This is a genomic window from Spirillospora sp. NPDC000708 (assembly GCF_040299565.1).
In the GTDB taxonomy this organism is placed as follows: Bacteria; Actinomycetota; Actinomycetes; order Streptosporangiales; family Streptosporangiaceae; genus Spirillospora.
Map to the genome: position 1 here is coordinate 51,538 of NZ_JBEPCJ010000060.1, position 16,567 is coordinate 68,104.

General features: G+C 74.6%; 13 protein-coding genes. 5 read left to right on the top strand and 8 right to left on the bottom strand.

The window, feature by feature from the left end:
• Window positions 1-9: 9 nt before the first annotated feature.
• From ABT299_RS33965 to ABT299_RS33975, 3 genes are all read right to left on the bottom strand, one after another.
• Complete coding sequence (locus tag ABT299_RS33965) at window positions 10-1,026, bottom strand: CNNM domain-containing protein (RefSeq protein WP_387019387.1); 1,017 nt, start codon at window positions 1,024-1,026, stop codon at window positions 10-12.
• Window positions 1,023-2,372 carry a CNNM domain-containing protein gene (locus ABT299_RS33970; protein ID WP_190867906.1) on the bottom strand — a complete coding sequence of 450 codons (1,350 nt, stop codon included), beginning with the start codon at window positions 2,370-2,372 and terminating at the stop codon, window positions 1,023-1,025. The genes ABT299_RS33965 and ABT299_RS33970 overlap by 4 nt, the downstream gene beginning before the upstream one ends.
• Before the next feature lie 107 nt (window positions 2,373-2,479).
• On the bottom strand, window positions 2,480-3,415 hold the full coding sequence (locus ABT299_RS33975) for an EamA family transporter (RefSeq protein WP_500253223.1): 936 nt from the start codon (window positions 3,413-3,415) through the stop codon (window positions 2,480-2,482).
• Between the two features lie 215 nt (window positions 3,416-3,630).
• Here ABT299_RS33975 and ABT299_RS33980 point away from each other — a divergent pair, with 215 nt between their 5' ends.
• Window positions 3,631-4,650: a hypothetical protein gene (locus ABT299_RS33980; protein ID WP_500253224.1), complete on the top strand. Its 1,020-nt coding sequence runs from the start codon at window positions 3,631-3,633 to the stop codon at window positions 4,648-4,650.
• A gap of 135 nt (window positions 4,651-4,785) precedes the next feature.
• Here the strand turns inward: ABT299_RS33980 and ABT299_RS33985 are convergent, their stop codons facing one another.
• From ABT299_RS33985 to ABT299_RS34005, 5 genes are all read right to left on the bottom strand, one after another.
• The gene (locus tag ABT299_RS33985; protein WP_387019396.1) at window positions 4,786-5,076 is read right to left on the bottom strand and encodes a hypothetical protein; all 291 of its coding nucleotides are present in this window, start codon (window positions 5,074-5,076) and stop codon (window positions 4,786-4,788) included.
• Between the two features lie 114 nt (window positions 5,077-5,190).
• Window positions 5,191-7,068, bottom strand: coding sequence for a CASTOR/POLLUX-related putative ion channel (locus ABT299_RS33990; RefSeq protein ID WP_347257123.1), 1,878 nt, complete (start codon window positions 7,066-7,068; stop codon window positions 5,191-5,193).
• A 199-nt stretch (window positions 7,069-7,267) separates the two neighbouring features.
• Window positions 7,268-7,597: a histone-like nucleoid-structuring protein Lsr2 gene (locus ABT299_RS33995; protein ID WP_151547238.1), complete on the bottom strand. Its 330-nt coding sequence runs from the start codon at window positions 7,595-7,597 to the stop codon at window positions 7,268-7,270.
• A gap of 17 nt (window positions 7,598-7,614) precedes the next feature.
• Window positions 7,615-7,971, bottom strand: coding sequence for a histone-like nucleoid-structuring protein Lsr2 (locus ABT299_RS34000; protein ID WP_190867915.1), 357 nt, complete (start codon window positions 7,969-7,971; stop codon window positions 7,615-7,617).
• A gap of 136 nt (window positions 7,972-8,107) precedes the next feature.
• Window positions 8,108-9,412 (bottom strand): PucR family transcriptional regulator, encoded by a 1,305-nt coding sequence (locus ABT299_RS34005; RefSeq protein ID WP_387019399.1) that lies wholly within the window; start codon window positions 9,410-9,412, stop codon window positions 8,108-8,110.
• 253 nt (window positions 9,413-9,665) lie between these two features.
• On the opposite strand from ABT299_RS34005, the gene ABT299_RS34010 reads away from it, so the two are divergent.
• From ABT299_RS34010 to ABT299_RS34025, 4 genes are all read left to right on the top strand, one after another.
• Window positions 9,666-11,765 (top strand): catalase, encoded by a 2,100-nt coding sequence (locus ABT299_RS34010; protein WP_500253225.1) that lies wholly within the window; start codon window positions 9,666-9,668, stop codon window positions 11,763-11,765.
• A 576-nt stretch (window positions 11,766-12,341) separates the two neighbouring features.
• Entirely contained in the window at window positions 12,342-13,157 is an 816-nt protein-coding gene (locus ABT299_RS34015) for an AfsA-related hotdog domain-containing protein (RefSeq protein ID WP_500253226.1), read from the top strand.
• Window positions 13,154-13,816, top strand: a complete 663-nt coding sequence (locus ABT299_RS34020) for a methyltransferase family protein (protein ID WP_500253227.1) — start codon at window positions 13,154-13,156, stop codon at window positions 13,814-13,816. Before ABT299_RS34015 ends, ABT299_RS34020 begins: the two co-directional genes overlap by 4 nt.
• A gap of 38 nt (window positions 13,817-13,854) precedes the next feature.
• The coding region (locus tag ABT299_RS34025) for a PEP/pyruvate-binding domain-containing protein (RefSeq protein ID WP_500253228.1) at window positions 13,855-16,567 on the top strand (2,713 nt) is incomplete at its 3' end.

Below are 16,567 nucleotides of genomic sequence, written 5' to 3' on the forward strand. Positions count from 1 at the left end.
CGATCCGTGTCAGGAGAGTTCCAGCAGCGTGGTGAGCAGGTCGTCCAGGCTGACCAGCCCCGCCACCCGCCCGTCCGGGCCGACCGCCAGGCCGAGCTGGCTGTGCCGCGCCCGCAGCGTCGCGACGGCCTCGCCGACCGGCGTGCTCACCGGCATCGCCGGCACCGGATGCGCCAGCTCCCCGGCCGTGGTGTCCCGGCCGCGCGCCCGCGCCAGGTAGGCGTCGCGGACGTGCACCATCCGCGCCTGCCCCCGGCCGGAGCCGCGCAGCATGATCCGGACCCGGCCGGTGCGCGCCGCGGTGTCGACGATCTCCTGCGGCGACGCCTCCGGCGGCACCGACACGATCTCCGACACCGGCACCACCAGCCCCGACAGCGGCGCGCGCGGCGCGTCCAGCGCGGCGGTCAGCAGGGTCAGGTCGCGCTGCCCGATCAGCCCGAGCCGCCGCGAGTCCTCGGCGATGCTGCGCAGCTGCTCCGGCGTCCGCGACACCTCCCGCGTCTCGCCCGGATGCACGCCCGCCGCGCGCAGCAGCAGGTTCGTCGCGCCGTTCAGCGCCGCCAGCACCGGCCGGACGACCGTCGTGAACGCCCGGAACGGCAGCGCCAGCACCGTCGCCGACCGCTCCGGCCCCGCGATCGAGAACGACTTCGGCGCCATCTCCCCGACGACCATGTGCAGGAACGTCACCACGCCGAGCGCGATCACGAACCCGATCGCGTGCGCCACACCGCCCGACAGGCCCGCGGCGTGGAACAGCGGCGCGAGCGCCTCGGTGAACACCGGCTCGGACACCAGGCCCAGCCCCAGCGAGCACATCGTGATGCCGAGCTGCGCGCCCGCGAGCGTCAGCGACAGCTCGCCGATCCCCGCCACCGCCGCCCCCGCGGCCCGGCTCCCGCGCGCGGCGGCCCGCTCCAGCCGCGGCCGCTTCGCCGCCACCAGCGCGAACTCCGTCGCGACGAAGAACCCGTTGCCGGCCAGCAGCGCCAGCGTCACCGGGACGCCCAGGGTCAGGTTCACCGCTCCCCGCCGTCCCGCCCGCCGGGCGCCGTGACGACCGTCCGGATCCGGATCAGCTCCGGGACGTGCCGGTGCACCGTCAGCACCTCCACCACCGCGGTGCGCGGCGGCTCGTCCAGCCGGGACTGCTCCAGCTCCACCCGCACCACGTCGCCGGGCCGCGCCACCCGGCCGAGCCGCCGCAGCAGCAGGCCCGCGACGGTCTCGTAGTCGCCCTCCGGCAGCGCGATCCCGGTCTCGTGCGCCACCTCGTCCACCCGCAGCCCCGCGTCGGTCGTCCACCACTCGCCGCGCCGGATCGCCAGATCCTCGTCCGGGTCGTGCTCGTCGGCGATCTCCCCGACCAGCTCCTCCGCGACGTCCTCCCAGGTGATCAGCCCCGCGAAGCCGCCGTACTCGTCGACCACGCACGCCACCGGCGCGTCGGCGGCGCGCAGCCGCGCCACCACGTCCGGCAGCGGCAGCGACGACGGCAGCAGCAGCGGCGGCCGGGCGATCGCGCCCACCGGCGTCCGCTCCGACTCCTCCGGGCCGAGCAGGATCAGCTCGTCCAGCCCCACGATGCCGACCACGTCGTCGACCCGCTCCCCGACGACCGGGTAGCGGGAGTGCCCGCTCGCGGTGATGACCTCGCTCAGCTCCGACGCGCGCGCCGACGCGGGCACCGTCACCACGTCCACCCGCGGCACCATGACCTCCTCGGCGTCCCGCTCGGAGAACACCAGCGCCCGCTCCAGCAGGTCGGCGTGCGCCTCCTGGAACTGCTCGCCCGACTCGCCGATGATGTGCCCGAGCTCCTCCAGCGTCGCGCCGTGGTGCAGCTCCTCGACCGGCTCGATCCCGACGGCCCGCACCAGCCGGTTCGCCGCCGCGTCGAACAGCCGGATCACGGGCGCCGCCACCGTCAGGTACACCAGCGTGGACCCGGCCAGCCACCGCGCCATCGCCTCCGCCCGCGCCAGCGCCAGGTTCTTCGGGAACAGCTCGCCCAGCACCATCTGCAGCACCGTCGCCAGCACGAACCCGAGCGCGACCGCGACGCCGCCGGACGCGCCGCGCGGCACCCCCGCCGCCGACAGCACCGGCGAGATCAGGTCGGCCAGCGCCGGCTTGGCGATGAACCCCACCACCAGCGCGGTCACGGTGATGCCGAGCTGCGCGCCCGACAGCATGAACGACAGCCGCTCCATCACCCGGACGGCGCGCTGCGCCGCGCGGTCGCCCTCCGCCGCCCGCTGGTCCAGCAGGGGGCGGTCCGCGGTGACGAACGCGAACTCCTGCGCGACGAAGTAGCCGGTCGCGGCGGTCAGCACCAGCACCGCGAGGAGGCCCAGCGCACCGTTCACCGGCCCTCCCCTCCACGCGTCCCTGCAAGATCCCTTCTACCCTGCCAGGAGCCGGCACGCGCCGCGAGACCCGCCCGTCCGGTGCGGCGGACGGCCCCAGGGTCCGCCTAGTGGGCCGTGATGAGGACGACGCCCGCCGCGACCACGCAGGCCGCCGCGATCCGGCGCGGCCCGAGCCGCTCGGAGAAGAACACCGCGCCGATGACCGCGCCCGAGATCACCCCGGTCTCGCGCAGCGCCGCCACGGACGCCAGCGTCCCGCGCGTCTGCGCCCACAGCACGATCCCGTACGCCGCCATCGAGATGAGGCCGCCCGCCAGGCCGCGCAGCGCGGCGGCCCGGTCCAGCCGGATGATCGTCGCGCGGCCGCGCAGGGCCAGCACGAGCGCGACCGTCACCGGCGCCTGTATGCCGAACATCCACGACGTGTACGACAGCGATCCGCCCGCGTGCCGGACCCCGACGCCGTCCAGGAGCGTGTAGGCCGCGATGGACACGCCGGTCAGCAGCGCCGCCGCGACGGCGCGCGGGTCGCGCTCCCGCGCCACGCCGCCACCCGTGTCCACGCCGCCACCCGTGTCCACGCCGCCTCCCGTGTCCACGCCGCCTCCGGCGTCCGTGCCGCCTTTCCCGGCGCCGTCGCGGCGGCCCGCGAAGGCCAGCACGCCGAGCCCGCCGCAGACCGCCGCGACGCCCGCGTCCTGCGCCCACGTGAGCCGCTCGCCGAGCACCACCGCCGCCACGGCCGCCACCAGCAGCGGCGCGCTGCCCCGCGCCAGCGGGTACACCTGGCTGAAGTCGCCGAGCTGGTACGACACGAGCAGCAGGCCCATGTAGACGATGTGGACGGCGACCGACGCCAGCAGCCACGGCCACGCCGCCCGGTCCGGCGGCCCGACGACCGCGCCCATCGGCAGCACGACCAGCGCCTCCCCGAGGCCGATCAGCGCGAACGAGGCCCACCGGTCCGGCGCGCCCTTCGCGATCGCGTTCCAGACGGCGTGCAGCACTCCGGCGAGGATCACGGCGAGGGCGACGGTCATCCGCCCACCCCACCGCGAACGGGCCGTCACCGGCATTGATTTAGGTCATGGCTAAAGGGTCTGCGGCACCGCCGGGCGGCCCGAATTTCCGGATCTCGTGACATTCCGGGGATGGCTGGGCACAAGTGATAGCAAGTGAACGAAGGCAGAACGGGCAGATCTCCCGCGGGCGGCACCGCCGGCCGCGGGACGTCCTGAGGCGGTGGGGAGCGCCGATGAACGATGAGAGCCGTCCCCGTCCGGTGTTCGACCCGGGCATTCCCGTCGCGGACCGCGCCGTGCTCGCCGCCGCCCCGGAGCGGCTGGTCGCGGCGAGCCTGCCCGCGCCCGCGCCGCCGGCCGTGACCGCCGCCACCGTCGCGGGCCGGATGCTGTGGATCCCGGCGTTCGCCTTCTTCTACGGCGTGCTGCCCGGCGGCTGGCTGCGGGTCTTCTTCCTCGCCTCGCTCGACCAGGACGACCTCGTCGGCGGCGCGCTGCGGTGGGGGAGGCTGCCCGTCCTGGCGATGATGCTCACCCCGGCGCTGCAGGTCCTCCTCCTGCTGCTCGGGCAGCAGGAGGCCGCCGTGCTGCTCGCCGCCGTCAGCTTCACCGGCTGGGTCGTCGGCGCGCTGCGGCACCTGCGCGAGCCCGCGGCCGCCCGCGCCGCCCGCGAGCACCACGGCCGCTACCTGCTGCCCGCCGACTTCGACCGGCCCGCGGCCCGGCTGCTGGTCCGCGCCCAGAGCGCCATCGACGCCGTCCTCCGCTCGCAGTCGCACCGCACCGGGCTGCTGGACGACGTCGGCAACATGGTCGTGCTGCCCCGGCAGGAGTGGGCGATCGCCTCCACGCTCGCCGAGCACACCCGGCTGCGCCGGGAGCGCGTCGTGCAGCAGACCGAGCGGCTGTCCCCGCGGGTCCGGGCCCTGCTCGAACCGCAGGAGCGCGCGCTCGCGCTGTCGGCGCGCTCCGTCACCGTCCGGATCGAGGCGCTGGAGGCGTACGCGCGCCGCGTCGGCGAGGCCGACGACGCCTTCCACGAGTCGCGCGTCCTGGCCGCGCTGCCGGAGCAGAACGCCCGCTACCGCGACCTGATCGCCGGCACGGTCGGCGACGAGATGGCCGCCGCCGAGATCCGCGGCATGGCAGAGGACGCCCACCGCACCGAACGCGCCCTCCGCGAGGAGGTCGCCGAGGCATTGCCCACCGCCCCCAAACTCGCCCTCCCCAAGGACCACGAAGAGACGCACTAGGGTCGGCCGCATCACAAGGTAAAGCCGTCGCGCGAGCGCGTCATCTGACCGGTGGGGCGAAGCCGAAGGCGAGCCCCACCGGGAAGCTCGCGAAGCGAGTTCGCGCTCGCCCAAGCACGGTCAAGGGCCGAGCCGCTAGGCGAGGCCCTTGGGCCGTGATTGTGAGAACACAGCGATGATGCGGTCGGCGGTGCGTTGGGTGCCGGCTATGCGGCGGCGCAGGCGCGTCCGGCCGGGACGCGTCCCGGCGGTGCGCCGCACGGGCCCCGCCGCCCGGTCGGCCTCCTCGGCCAGCAGGGCCCCCGCCCGTGCCAGCTCGGCCAGCAGCCGGCGCGCGGCGCGGCCGTCCCGCTCGTCCAGCGCGCAGCCGTACAGCGCCTCGATCTCGGCTATGCGCGCTCCAAGGCGCAGCATCTGATCGCCCACGATTGATCACCCCGTCGGTCCAATTGTGGGCGATCCGTGGCCGTTCGCGCACCGGCATTTCCACGGCCCCGCATTCCGGACAGACCGTAACCGCGGGCCGTGCGCGGGCGGGCGTCAGTTCTCCGCGAGGACGATGACGCGGTCGTGCGCGGACAGCACCAGCGGGGCCGTCTTGTCCGGGTTGAGCACCACGCCGTAGCCGGGCGGCTCGTGGTACCGGTCGCTCAGCCGGTAGCCGAGTGCGACCTCGCCGCGGCGCCGCGCCGACTCGATCAGCGTCGCGAAGTCGGCGGTGCCGCCCGGCACGAGGTAGTCGCAGGCGGGCTTGAGGTAGATCTCCGACCCGGCCGGGTCGAGCAGGTCGGCGAACACGTCGTACAGGTGCCGGTTCTCGCTCAGCTGGGTCAGCATCAGGCTGATCAGCTTGTCGCTGACCACGAAGTCGTCGGCCTTGGTGACCTGCGCGACCTCCCGGTTGGCGTCGTCGTTGATCTCGCTGACGATGGAGAACGGGTCGCCGAGCGCGTCCTCCATGTCGCGCAGGTGCAGCAGCGTCACCAGCGTGCGCGCGTCGGCGTGCTCGCGGTCGTAGCCGGCCTCCGACAGCACGATGACGTGCTGGTAGGACCCGACGTCCAGGGACTCCAGGGACGGCCGGTCGGTCGGCTCGGCGCGCACGAAGCCGACCTTGAGGTTGGCGAACGGGCCGAGCCCGCCGGTCGGGTCCTCGCGCGGCGCGGCCACCGTCAGCGCCGAACCGGGGGCGAGGAAGTCGTCCAGCAGCTCGATGATCTTCTGGGCGCGGTGGTTCCAGCCGAGCAGCAGGGTGCGCTCCGGCACCGGCTCCCGCGCGGTCGCGGTGGTGATCGCCCGCTCCCGGACGGGCGGCGGCGGCCCGGACGCGAGCCGGATCAGCAGGTCGTCCTCGGCCAGCACGATGATCTCGTCGTCGGCGCGGACCGGGGTGTCCATCGGCGGGTTCAGCGCGACCGTGCCGTCGCTGTGCCGCAGCCCCGCCGGGACGCCGAGGTCGTAGCGCGACAGCGTCTCGCCGAACGCCAGCCCCGCGAGCGACGGCTCGGCGCGCATGTAGAACTCGTGCCCGGCGAAGTCCAGCAGGTCGGTGCAGACCTGCGACAGGCCGGACTGCCGGTGCGACTGGACGATCAGCCGGATCGCGATGTCGTCGGCGTCGATGACCCACGCGGCCTCGCCGCCGGCCAGCCGGGCCGCGGGCAGGTTCGCCGAGTCGTGCACCGCGGCGACGACGTGCGGGCGGCGCCGCTCCCAGGCGCGCGCGCCGAGCGACAGCAGCACCTTGATGACGTGGGTGTCGGCGTCCTCGACCTCCGGCGAGATCACCATGATGGACCGCGCGGTGCCGGGGCTGACCAGCTCCAGGTCGGCGACCTTCAGCGGGTTGCCGGTGCGGCACACGATCCGGGTCCGGCCGAACTCGCCGACCCGCGCCCGGATGGCGTCCTCCATCTCGACCTTGTCGCGGTCGGCGAGGATCGCCACGCACGAGCGCCGCTCGCTCTGGTTGGCCTCCACCAGTTCGGCGACGACCGTGAACACCTGCTCCGACCAGCCGAGCAGCACGGTGTGGCCCTGCTCGACGATCCGCGACCGGCCCTTCCGCAGCTCGGTGATCTTGCTCTCCAGGCCGGTGGTGAGCACGCCGATCAGCGAGCTGACGATGAAGATGCCGCCGACCGTGGCGACGAGCATCAGGCCGAGGAACGCGACGCCGCCGCTGTCGCCGCCCATCGTGCCGGGGTCCAGGGTGCGCAGCAGGCTGCGCCACACCATGCCGGGCCAGTGCCCGTTGCGGTCGCTGTCGCGCGGCGCGAGGACGACCGCGGCGGTCGCCACCACGAGCACGAGCGCCGCCGACGCGAGCCCGAGCCAGCCGATGAGCGCCGGCGTGCCCTTCGACATCGTCGTGTCGAACCAGTACCGGACACGGTCCCGTCGCGTCGCGTGCTTCAACCCCGCTTGCCCCCCTTTGCCGGTCCCCCCGGGCGTCACCCTACCGACTCGCCCGCCGAGGATGTCCAGCATGTGGAATTCGGGGAATGCCGAGCGAAAGGCGATTTGCCCGGTGCGCACTAATGCGTGAGGGGCCGGAGTGAGAATTTCACTCCGGCCCCTCGGCGCTCTGCCGGAACTCGGCCGGCCGCGCGCGGCGCTAGTGCGCGGCCTCGTACTGCTCGATCACATTGGCGGGGATACGGCCCCGCTCATTGACCTTGATGCCGTGGTTCTTCGCCCACTCGCGAATCTCGGCGGACCGCTCGCGGCTGCCCGCGGTACGCGTGCCGCGGGCCTGCCTGCCCGCCGGCTTGCGCGCCTTGCGGGCACCGGCCACGAACGGCTCCAGCCCGTCGCGCAGCTTCGCGGCGTTCTTCTTGCTCAGGTCGATCTCGTAACTGGTGCCATCGAGTGAAAAGCTGACCGTCTCGTCGGCCTCGCCACCGTCGATGTCGTCCACGAGAAGGACTTCGACCTTCTGTGCCATGCGGGGACTCCCTCTAGCTATGCGTCCGGCTTCGCGTCCGGATGAGCGTCGATGAATGCAGCATAGACCTCATCCGATATCTTGCCACGCTCGGAGACTTCGACGCCCTCGCGCAATGCCCAGTCGCGGACATCGCCGTTCGTGTAGCCCTTGATCTTCGCTACCCGAGGCTTGCGGCCCTTCCCAGCGGGCTTCACCTCCGCGGCGTTCTCGATGAAGGGCGCGAGCGCGTCCAGCATCTCGTTCAACCGCTTGTAGTTGTCCTCGCTGAGGTCGATCGTGAACGTCCGGCCCAGGACCTCGAAGTCCCGCTTGGTGACATCGTCCCCTTCGGAGCCGTCGATGTCGTCGACTCGAATGACCTTCTCGGCCATCTGTACCTTGTGTTCCTTCCCCTCGCCAACGCGGCGCCCCTGACCGTAGCGGATTCCGCGCCCCACCATGACGTCGCGGCGCGGCGCGGCACCGGAAAAGGCGCGCGGATCGGCACGCCGTTCGGGCGGGAGGCGCTCAGGAAGAGGAACGGGCCCGGATCCAGGTGCTGAGCAGCAGCATCATCTCCAGGCGGAGATCGGGGTCCTCGATGTCGAAGTCGAACATCTCGTGGAGTTGCGCGAGCCGGTACCGGACGGTCTGCGGGTGCACGCACAGCACCTCGGCGGCGCCGGTGGCGTTGAAGCCGTGCTTCATGCACTCCAGCAGCGTCTCCGCCAGCCGGACGCCCTGCCGCGGGCCCGCGGCCTCCAGCGGGGCCAGCCGCCGCGCCGCCACCAGCGCCGCCAGCGAGCCGCCCTCCTGCAGCAGCAGCTCCGGCAGGTGCTCGTCGGCGCGGACGAGCAGCCCGCCGCGCCGGGACCCGCGACCCGTCCCGTTCGCCCGGCCCGCCGCGGCGCCGCCGTCTCCGGCGCGGCCGCGGCGCGGCGCTGCCGGCGCGAGGTCGAGCGCGCGCCGCGCCCACTGCAGCGACGTCCGCGCCTGGTCGGCGGGGACGGACGGGCCGACCGCGCCCGTCCAGCCGGCCAGCGTCGCGGTCAGCTCGTCCATCCGGCCGGGGCCGTCCGGATCCGGCATCACCAGGCAGGGCCGGCCGTGGTCCAGCCCGGTCAGCAGCGACGGCGGCAGCCCGGCGGGGCCCTCGCCGCCGCTGCCCGGCCGCGGCCGCAGCACGATCACCGCGAGCCGGCGCGGCAGCGGCCAGCCCGCCCGCGCGGACTGCTCGCCGACGACCTCGGGCGGCGCGGCCGGGTCCGACAGCAGCAGCGCCAGCAGCCGGCCGCGGCGCTGCTCGCGCTCCCCGGCGGCCTTCTCGCGCGCCCGCGCGTACCCGTGCGCGGCGGCGGACGCGAGCGCGTCCAGGTAGGCGAAGTTGGCCTCGGCGAGCAGGCTGACCAGGGCGCGCGGGCGGCCGAGCCGCTCCGCCTCGACCGCCAGGTGCCGCCAGGCCAGCCGCGACGCGACCCGCATCGCGTTCTGCAGGTGCTCCAGGCTGCGCCCCTCGACGGCCTCGCCGTACCCGACGTCGAAGAAGACCTGGTACACCTCCTTCCAGGAGGCGTCCGGGTCGGCGATCATCTGGACGAAGTGCTCCATCGCGTGCGCGACCGCGGCCTCGGCGACGCGGACGTAGGCGGCGTCGCCCGGCCGGTCGTACTCGGGGACGTGCCGCAGCACGCCCTGCACCATCGGGCCGAGCAGGTCCGGCAGCCGCGGGCGCATCCAGCGCGCCTCCTCGGCCGGGACGTCCCGCCACGGCTCCTCCGTCAGCCCGTCCAGAACCGGCGATCCGGTGTGCGCGTCCTCGTATGCCGTCGTCATGGCGACACCTCCTCGACCGAGCGCCCGGTCGTCTCAACCTAGGCACCGGACCGGGCGGGCGACACTCATCCGTCCGCACCGCCGGGCGGGGCCGATTGTCAGCCGTTTGACAAGGGTCCGCGCCCGGTGGCGGGCGTCCTGCGGCGACGCGGCGGGGGGTGCTCAAGTTCCGGTCAAAGCGTGCATGGCGGGGGGTCCGCCGGGTAGCGGCCCCACCGAGTGCGATCACCGAGCAGCCACGAGGAGCTGGACCATGGCCAACCCGGCCGGCCACGAGGACCGGAAGCAGGAGCAGCTGGAACGGCGGCGCGTGAGCCCGGACGGGGCGGCCGGGCTCACCACCGACCAGGGCCTCCGGGTCGACGACACCGACAACTCCCTGACGGTGGGCGAGCGGGGCCCGTCGCTGCTGGAGGACTTCCACCTCCGCGAGAAGATCACCCACTTCGACCACGAGCGGATCCCCGAGCGGGTCGTGCACGCGCGCGGCTCCGGCGCGTACGGGCACTTCACGCTCACCGAGTCGCTGGCCGACTACACCACCGCCGAGTTCCTGTGCGACACCTCGCTGACGACGCCGGTGTTCGTGCGGTTCTCCACGGTCGCCGGGTCGCGCGGGTCGGCCGACACCGTCCGCGACGTCCGCGGCTTCGCGACCAAGTTCTATACGAACCAGGGCAACTTCGACCTGGTCGGCAACAACATGCCGGTCTTCTTCATCCAGGACGGCATCAAGTTCCCCGACTTCGTGCACGCGGTGAAGCCGGAGCCGCCGAACGAGATCCCGCAGGCGTCGTCCGCGCACGACACGCTGTGGGACTTCGTCCAGCTCCAGCCCGAGACGATGCACATGATGATGTGGCTGATGTCGGACCGGGCGCTGCCGCGCAGCTTCGCGATGATGCAGGGGTTCGGCGTGCACACGTTCCGGCTCGTCAACGCCGAGGGCCGCGGCACGTTCGTGAAGTTCCACTGGAAGCCGAAGCTCGGCACCCACTCGCTCGCGTGGGACGAGACGCAGAAGATCGCCGGCAAGGACCCCGACTTCAACCGGCGCGACCTGTGGGACCGCATCGACGGCGGCGACTTCCCCGAGTACGAGCTCGGCGTGCAGCTGGTGGCGGAGGAGGACGAGCACCGGTTCGGGTTCGACCTGCTCGACCCGACCAAGATCATTCCGGAGGAGGAGGTGCCGGTGCGGCCGGTCGGCCGGATGGTGCTGGACCGCAACCCCGACAACTTCTTCGCCGAGACCGAGCAGGTCGCCTTCCACCTCGGCAACGTCGTGCCGGGCATCGACTTCACCAACGACCCGCTGCTGCAGGCCCGGCTGTTCTCCTACCTGGACACCCAGCTGATCCGGCTGGGCGGGCCGAACTTCCCGCAGATCCCGGTGAACCAGCCGGTCGCCGACGTCCGCAACCACCAGCGCGACGGGTACCACCAGACGAAGCTGCACCAGGGGCAGGCGAGCTACCACAAGAACTCGCTCGGCGGCGGCTGCCCGGCGGTCGGCGGACCCGGCTCGTTCACCCACTACCAGGAGCGCGTGGACGGCGAGAAGATCCGCAAGCGGAGCGAGAGCTTCAAGGACCACTACTCGCAGGCGACGCTGTTCTGGAACAGCATGTCCGACTGGGAGAAGGAGCACATCGTCGGCGCGTTCCGGTTCGAGCTCGGCAAGTGCGAGCACAAGCACATCCGGGAGGGCGTGGTCGCGCAGCTCAACCACGTCGACCACGACCTCGCGGTGCGGGTCGCCGAGGGCGTGGGGGTGGAGCCGCCCACCGACGCCCCGATCGCCAACCACGGCCGCACCTCGCCCGCGCTCAGCCAGGACAACGCGCCCGCCGAGTCGGTGCGGGGCCGCAAGGTCGCGATCCTGGTGGCGGACGGCGTCGACTCGGCGGCCGTCGGCGCGGTCGGCGACGCGCTGACCGAGGCGGGCGCGGTGTGCGAGGTGCTCGCCGCGAAGGACGGGCACGTCCAGGCCGCCAACGGCGCGCAGGTCTCGGTGACCCGCGCGATGCCGACCGTCGCGTCCGTCCTCTACGACGCGGTGCTGGTGCCCGGGGGAGAGGCCAGCGTGCGGACGCTCGCGCAGGACGGCGACGCGGTGCACTTCGTCGCGGAGGCGTTCGTGCACTGCAAGGCGATCGGTGCGCTGGACGAGGGCGCCGCGCTGCTGGAGCGGGCCGGGATCACCGGGGTGAAGACCTCGGAGGACGGCACGGTCGAGGACGCCGGCGTCGTCACCGGGCACGGCCCCGGCGGCGGCTTCGGCGCCGTGTTCATCGACGCGATCGCCAAGCACCGGCACTGGCGCCGGCAGAAGGACCACGTTCCGGCCTGACCGGACGGAGCCGGACGGAGCCGGGGGAGCCGGACGGAGCCGGGGGAGCCGGACGGAGCCGGGCGGGGCCCCGCGTGGTAGCACGCTTCGAGCGGGCGCCGCGCCGGGCCCCGCTCCGTGTGGCCGCATTCTGCCAAATGATTTGTGGGCCATGTCACAAGAACGGCGGTCCGCGGAATCATTGAAACCTGATCTGAAAATCTATCTTGTGCGACTGCCCGTTTAAAGCGCGCGGCCGGAAGGGCGGGAAACGCGCGCATTCCGCCCGCATTCCGGCTGGACGGGGCCGGGCCCGCCGCCGGCCGGCCGACCGCGGCCGTCCGTGCAAGTGGCTCCTGACATGCGGGTTCCGGGCGGTCCGTGCCCGCCGCGCGGTGCGTCCGGTGGGCCGCGCCTTGCCGGTCTGGGAAGACCCGTGCCGCCCGGACTGCCCATGGGTGCAGTTCATCCGGGCGCATTTCTGTAGCAAGATGACGGCCGTCCCGCTGGATTTCCTGTGCTTCCGGTAAGGGTGCCGGGCGGCCTTTTCGTGGGCCGCCGGGCAAGGGCATGGGGCCGATTATGGAGGGAGGGCGCATGGCCGCGTCCGTCATTGAACGATTCCGCGAGCTGGTCGTCGACGAGTCCGATCCCTTCTACTTCGACCACCCCCTCGACCATGTGCCGGGAATGCTGCTGTTCAGCGGCATGCTGGACCTCGCCGTCCGCGCGGACTCGGCGCGATCGCGCGGACGGCGGGCCGGGCGGGTGGTGGCCGGGCTCGACTTCACCCGGTTCTGCGAGCTCGACCGCGGCACCACGCTGTCGTGCCGTCCCGTCCCCGGCCGCAACCGCGCCTGGACGGTCGCCGCCCGGCAGGGGGCCCGGGAGGTGTGCGCGGGCTCCATCGCGTTCACCGACGACGACGCCCCCGCGGCCGGGCCGCCCGGCCCAGGGCGCCCGCCCGCCGCGATCCCGCCGTCCCGGCAGGCGCCCGCGGACCTCGTGCACCGGCGCCGTCCGGAGAACATCCTGGTGGGGGAGCCCGTGCGGCGCGGGCGCGGCGCGGTGGAGGCGGCCGTGCTGCGGCCGCCGGGCAGGGACCGGGCCGCCTGGAGTCCCGTGGAGATCGTCGAGGCGGGCCGCCAGTTCGCCACGCTGCTGGAGCACAGCGAGCACGGCAGGCCGATGGACGCGCGCCTGCTGTGGGTGTCGCTGCGGCTGGACGTGCCGTTCCGGCTGGACGGGGCCGTCCCGCTCCTGCTGCGCTGGCCGGTCGCGCGGGTGCCCGGGCCGCGGTCCCGGTGCGCGGCCACCCTCGCGGACGCCGCGACGGGCGCCGACCTCGGGTCGCTGGCCTACGAGGCGTACGCGGTCGACGCGGAGCGCTACGAGCGGACCCGGTCGTCATGAACCATCCGCTGCGCGAACCGGTCCGCGACACGGTCCTGCTGCTCGCGCCCCGCGCGGCCTTCCTCGCGGGCGCGGGCCTCCTCGTGGCCGGGATCGCCGTCCACGCGCCGCGCGGCGGCGCCGCGCCGGCGGTCATGCTCGCGCTGTACCTGGGGTGGCTGCTGCTGGAGGCGCCGGTGACGTTCCGGCGGGCCGCCGCGTCCCCGGCGGACGCGCGGACCCTGCCGCCGTACGCGCTCGCCCGCCTCCTGCTGGTCGCGTCCGCCTCCCTCGGGCCGTTCCCGTGGCCGGCGTCGTCGCCGTGGACGGCGGTCCCCGCTCTCGCCTCGGTCGCCTTCGCCGCCGGGGTCGCGCTGCGGCGGACCGCGATCCGCACGCTCGGGCGGTTCTACTCGCACCACGTGGTGCGGCAGGACGGCCACCGCGTCGTGACCGGCGGCGTCTACCGGGTCGTCCGGCATCCGGCGTACGCGGGGATGCTGCTGGCCAACCTCGCCTTCGCCTGCTTCTTCCTCGCACCGCTCACCGTGGCCGCGTTCGCGCTGCTCGCGGCGGCGGTCGCCTGGCGGATCCGCGTGGAGGAACGGGCGCTCTGGGACGTTCCGGGCTACCCGCCGTACGCCGCCGGACGGGCGCGCGTGCTGCCGAAGGTGTGGTGAGCGGGTCGATGACCTCGGGATCGATGGGGACGGGATCAATGGGGGCGGGATCGATGGGGGCGGGGGAGGTCGGGCACAAGTTCGCCAGGCTGGAGACGCTGCGGGACGCGGGCTTCCCCGTGCCGGAGTTCTTCTGCGTGCCCGTGTCGGAGTTCGACCGGGCGCTGGACGCGCTGAGCGGCGGCCTGCCGCCGCGCTCGGCGGTCCCGGCCGCGCAGTGGTGCGGGTTCGCCGCGCAGGCGCTGGCGGCGGCCGTCCCGGACGGTCCCCTCGCGGCCCGCCTGCTCGCGGGTTTCGACGAGCTGGCCGGCGGCGGGCCGGCGGGCACGGGCGGGACGGTCGCGGTGCGCGCGTGCGCCGTCCCCGGCCCGGACGGGAGGGGCGAGGACGCGGCGGACGATCCGTTCGCCGGGCTGAGCGACAGCTTCCTGTACGTCCGGCGCGACGGGCTGCTGGAGGCGGTGGCGCGCTGCTGGGCGTCGGCGTTCAAGGCCGAGGCCGTCCGCTACCGGGAGTTCCGGGGGATCGACCCGGCGGCCGCGCGGGTCGCGGTCGGCGTCCAGCGGATGGTCCCGGGAACCCGGTCGTTCGTCGCCTTCACCCGCGACCCCCGCGACGGGACGCACCGGCACGTCATCGCCGCGGCGCACGGCATCGGCGAGGGCGTCGTCCAGGAGAAGGCCGACGTCGACCACTTCTTCGTCGACCCCGGCACCGGGCGCGTCGAGGCGGAGGTCGTGACCAAGCACCGCATGGTCGGGCCGCCGGAGGAAGGCGGCGACGGTCCGCGGACCGTCCCCGTCCCGGAGGCCCTGCGCACCGCGCCGGTGCTCACCGGCGAGCTGGCCAGGGAGATCAGCGGCCTCGCGGCGCGCGTCGAGCGGCTGTTCGGCCGCCCGCAGGACATCGAGGGGACCGTCACGCCCGACGGCGCCGTCCACCTCGTGCAGGCCCGCCCGCTGGCCGCCGCCACCGCCGACGAGGGGCGGCCGCGCGTCCACTGGGGCAACCACAACATCACCGAGAGCTTCCCCGGCGTGTCCGGCGCACTGGCGTACTCGCAGGCGCGCGCCTTCTACCAGCTCGCCTTCACCGACCTGTACCGGCGGATGGGCGTGCCCGCGCGGCGGCTGCGCGCGAACGGCCACCGGCTCGCGCGGATGGTCGGGCACCTCGACGGCCGCGTCTACTACCGGCTGGACGACTGGCAGGAACTGCACGGGCAGCTGCCCGTCTTCGACCTGATCCGCGCGGGCTGGGAGGAAGGGATGGGCATCACGGGCGAGGCGCGATCGGACCGGCGGTGGCCGCGCGCCCGCGTCGCCGCCGCGCTGCCCGCGCTCGCCTGGCGCGCCGCGGGGCACCGCCGCGCCACCGCCCGGTTCCTGCGCTGGTGGGACGCGCTGATGGCGGACGTCCGCGGCCCCGCGTCCCGCCCGCTCGCCGAGTACTCCCCGGACGAGCTGATCACCCTGTACCGGTGGGTGTGGGCCGAGGTGTCGGTGCGCTGGGGCGTCACGCTCGCCAACGGCGTCTACGGCCTGCTCCTCATGCGGGCGGCCACCGCGCTGCTGCGCCGCTGGACGGGCGCCGGGCCGGAGCCGCTGCCCGGGCTGCTGTGCGGCGGTCCGGAGAACCGGTCGCTCGCCGCCGTCCGCGCCGCGATCGCGCTGGCCGAGCGCGCCGCCGAGGTGCCCGCGCTCAAGGCGGCCCTGCTGGCCGACGACTTGGGCGGACGCACCGACGAGGAGCATCTGCGGGCCGTCTGGGACGACATCGCCGAGGGCCGGCACGGCTCCCTCCTCGCCGCGTCTGCGCGCGCCTACCTGCGCCGCTACGGCGACCGCGCGGTGCACGACCTCAAGCTCGACGAGCCCACACCGCGGCAGCGGCCCTGGATGACCGCCGCGCTCCTGCGGCCGCTCGTCCGGCAGGGCGCGACGGTCGCCGCGAACCGGGCGGCCGAGGCGCGCGCGGCGGCCGAGGCGCGCCGCAGGCTGCGCGAATCCTGCTCGGGCCCGGCCAGACGGGCCGTCCTGCGCGTACTGCTCGGCATGATGCGCTGGTCCGTGCGCGCGCGGGAGGACGCCCGGTTCTGCCGTACGCAGCTGTTCGGGCTGTCCCGCGAGGTGATGTGGCGGCTCGGCCGCGAGCTCGCCGCCGCCGGGCAGCTCGACGACCCGCTCGACGTCGCCGACCTCACCGTGGAGGAGGTCATCGGCGCGTTCGACGGCACGCTGCCCGGCTGCGACCTGCGCGGGCTCGCCGCGCTGCGGCGCGCCGAACGCGTCCGGAACCGGGCCGTGCCGCCCCCGCCCGCGCTGCTGTCGGCGCCCGCCGCGCGCCCGGCCGCCGCCGCGCTGCGGCACGCCCGCCCGCTCGGCCCGGCCGGCGACGCCGGCGCGGACGGCACGCTGCGCGGGCTCGGGTCCGGCGGCGGGACGGTCCGCGGCCGCGCCAAGATCGTGCTGGACCCGCGCGTCCCGCCCGGCGACTGCGCGGGCCGCATCCTCGTCGCCCGCGAGACCGACCCCGGCTGGCTCTCCCTGATGATCGCCGCGTCCGGGCTGGTCGTCGAGCGCGGCACCCTGCTCTCGCACACCGCCGTCACGGGACGGCTGCTCGGCGTGCCGACCGCGGGGGCGGGGGGGGGCGCCGGGGCCCCCCTCCCCCACGGCGCCCGGGTAGAGCTGGGGGGGCGGGGCGGGGCCGGGCGCGGCCGCGGGGCCCCCGCCGGGGCCCCCCCCGGCA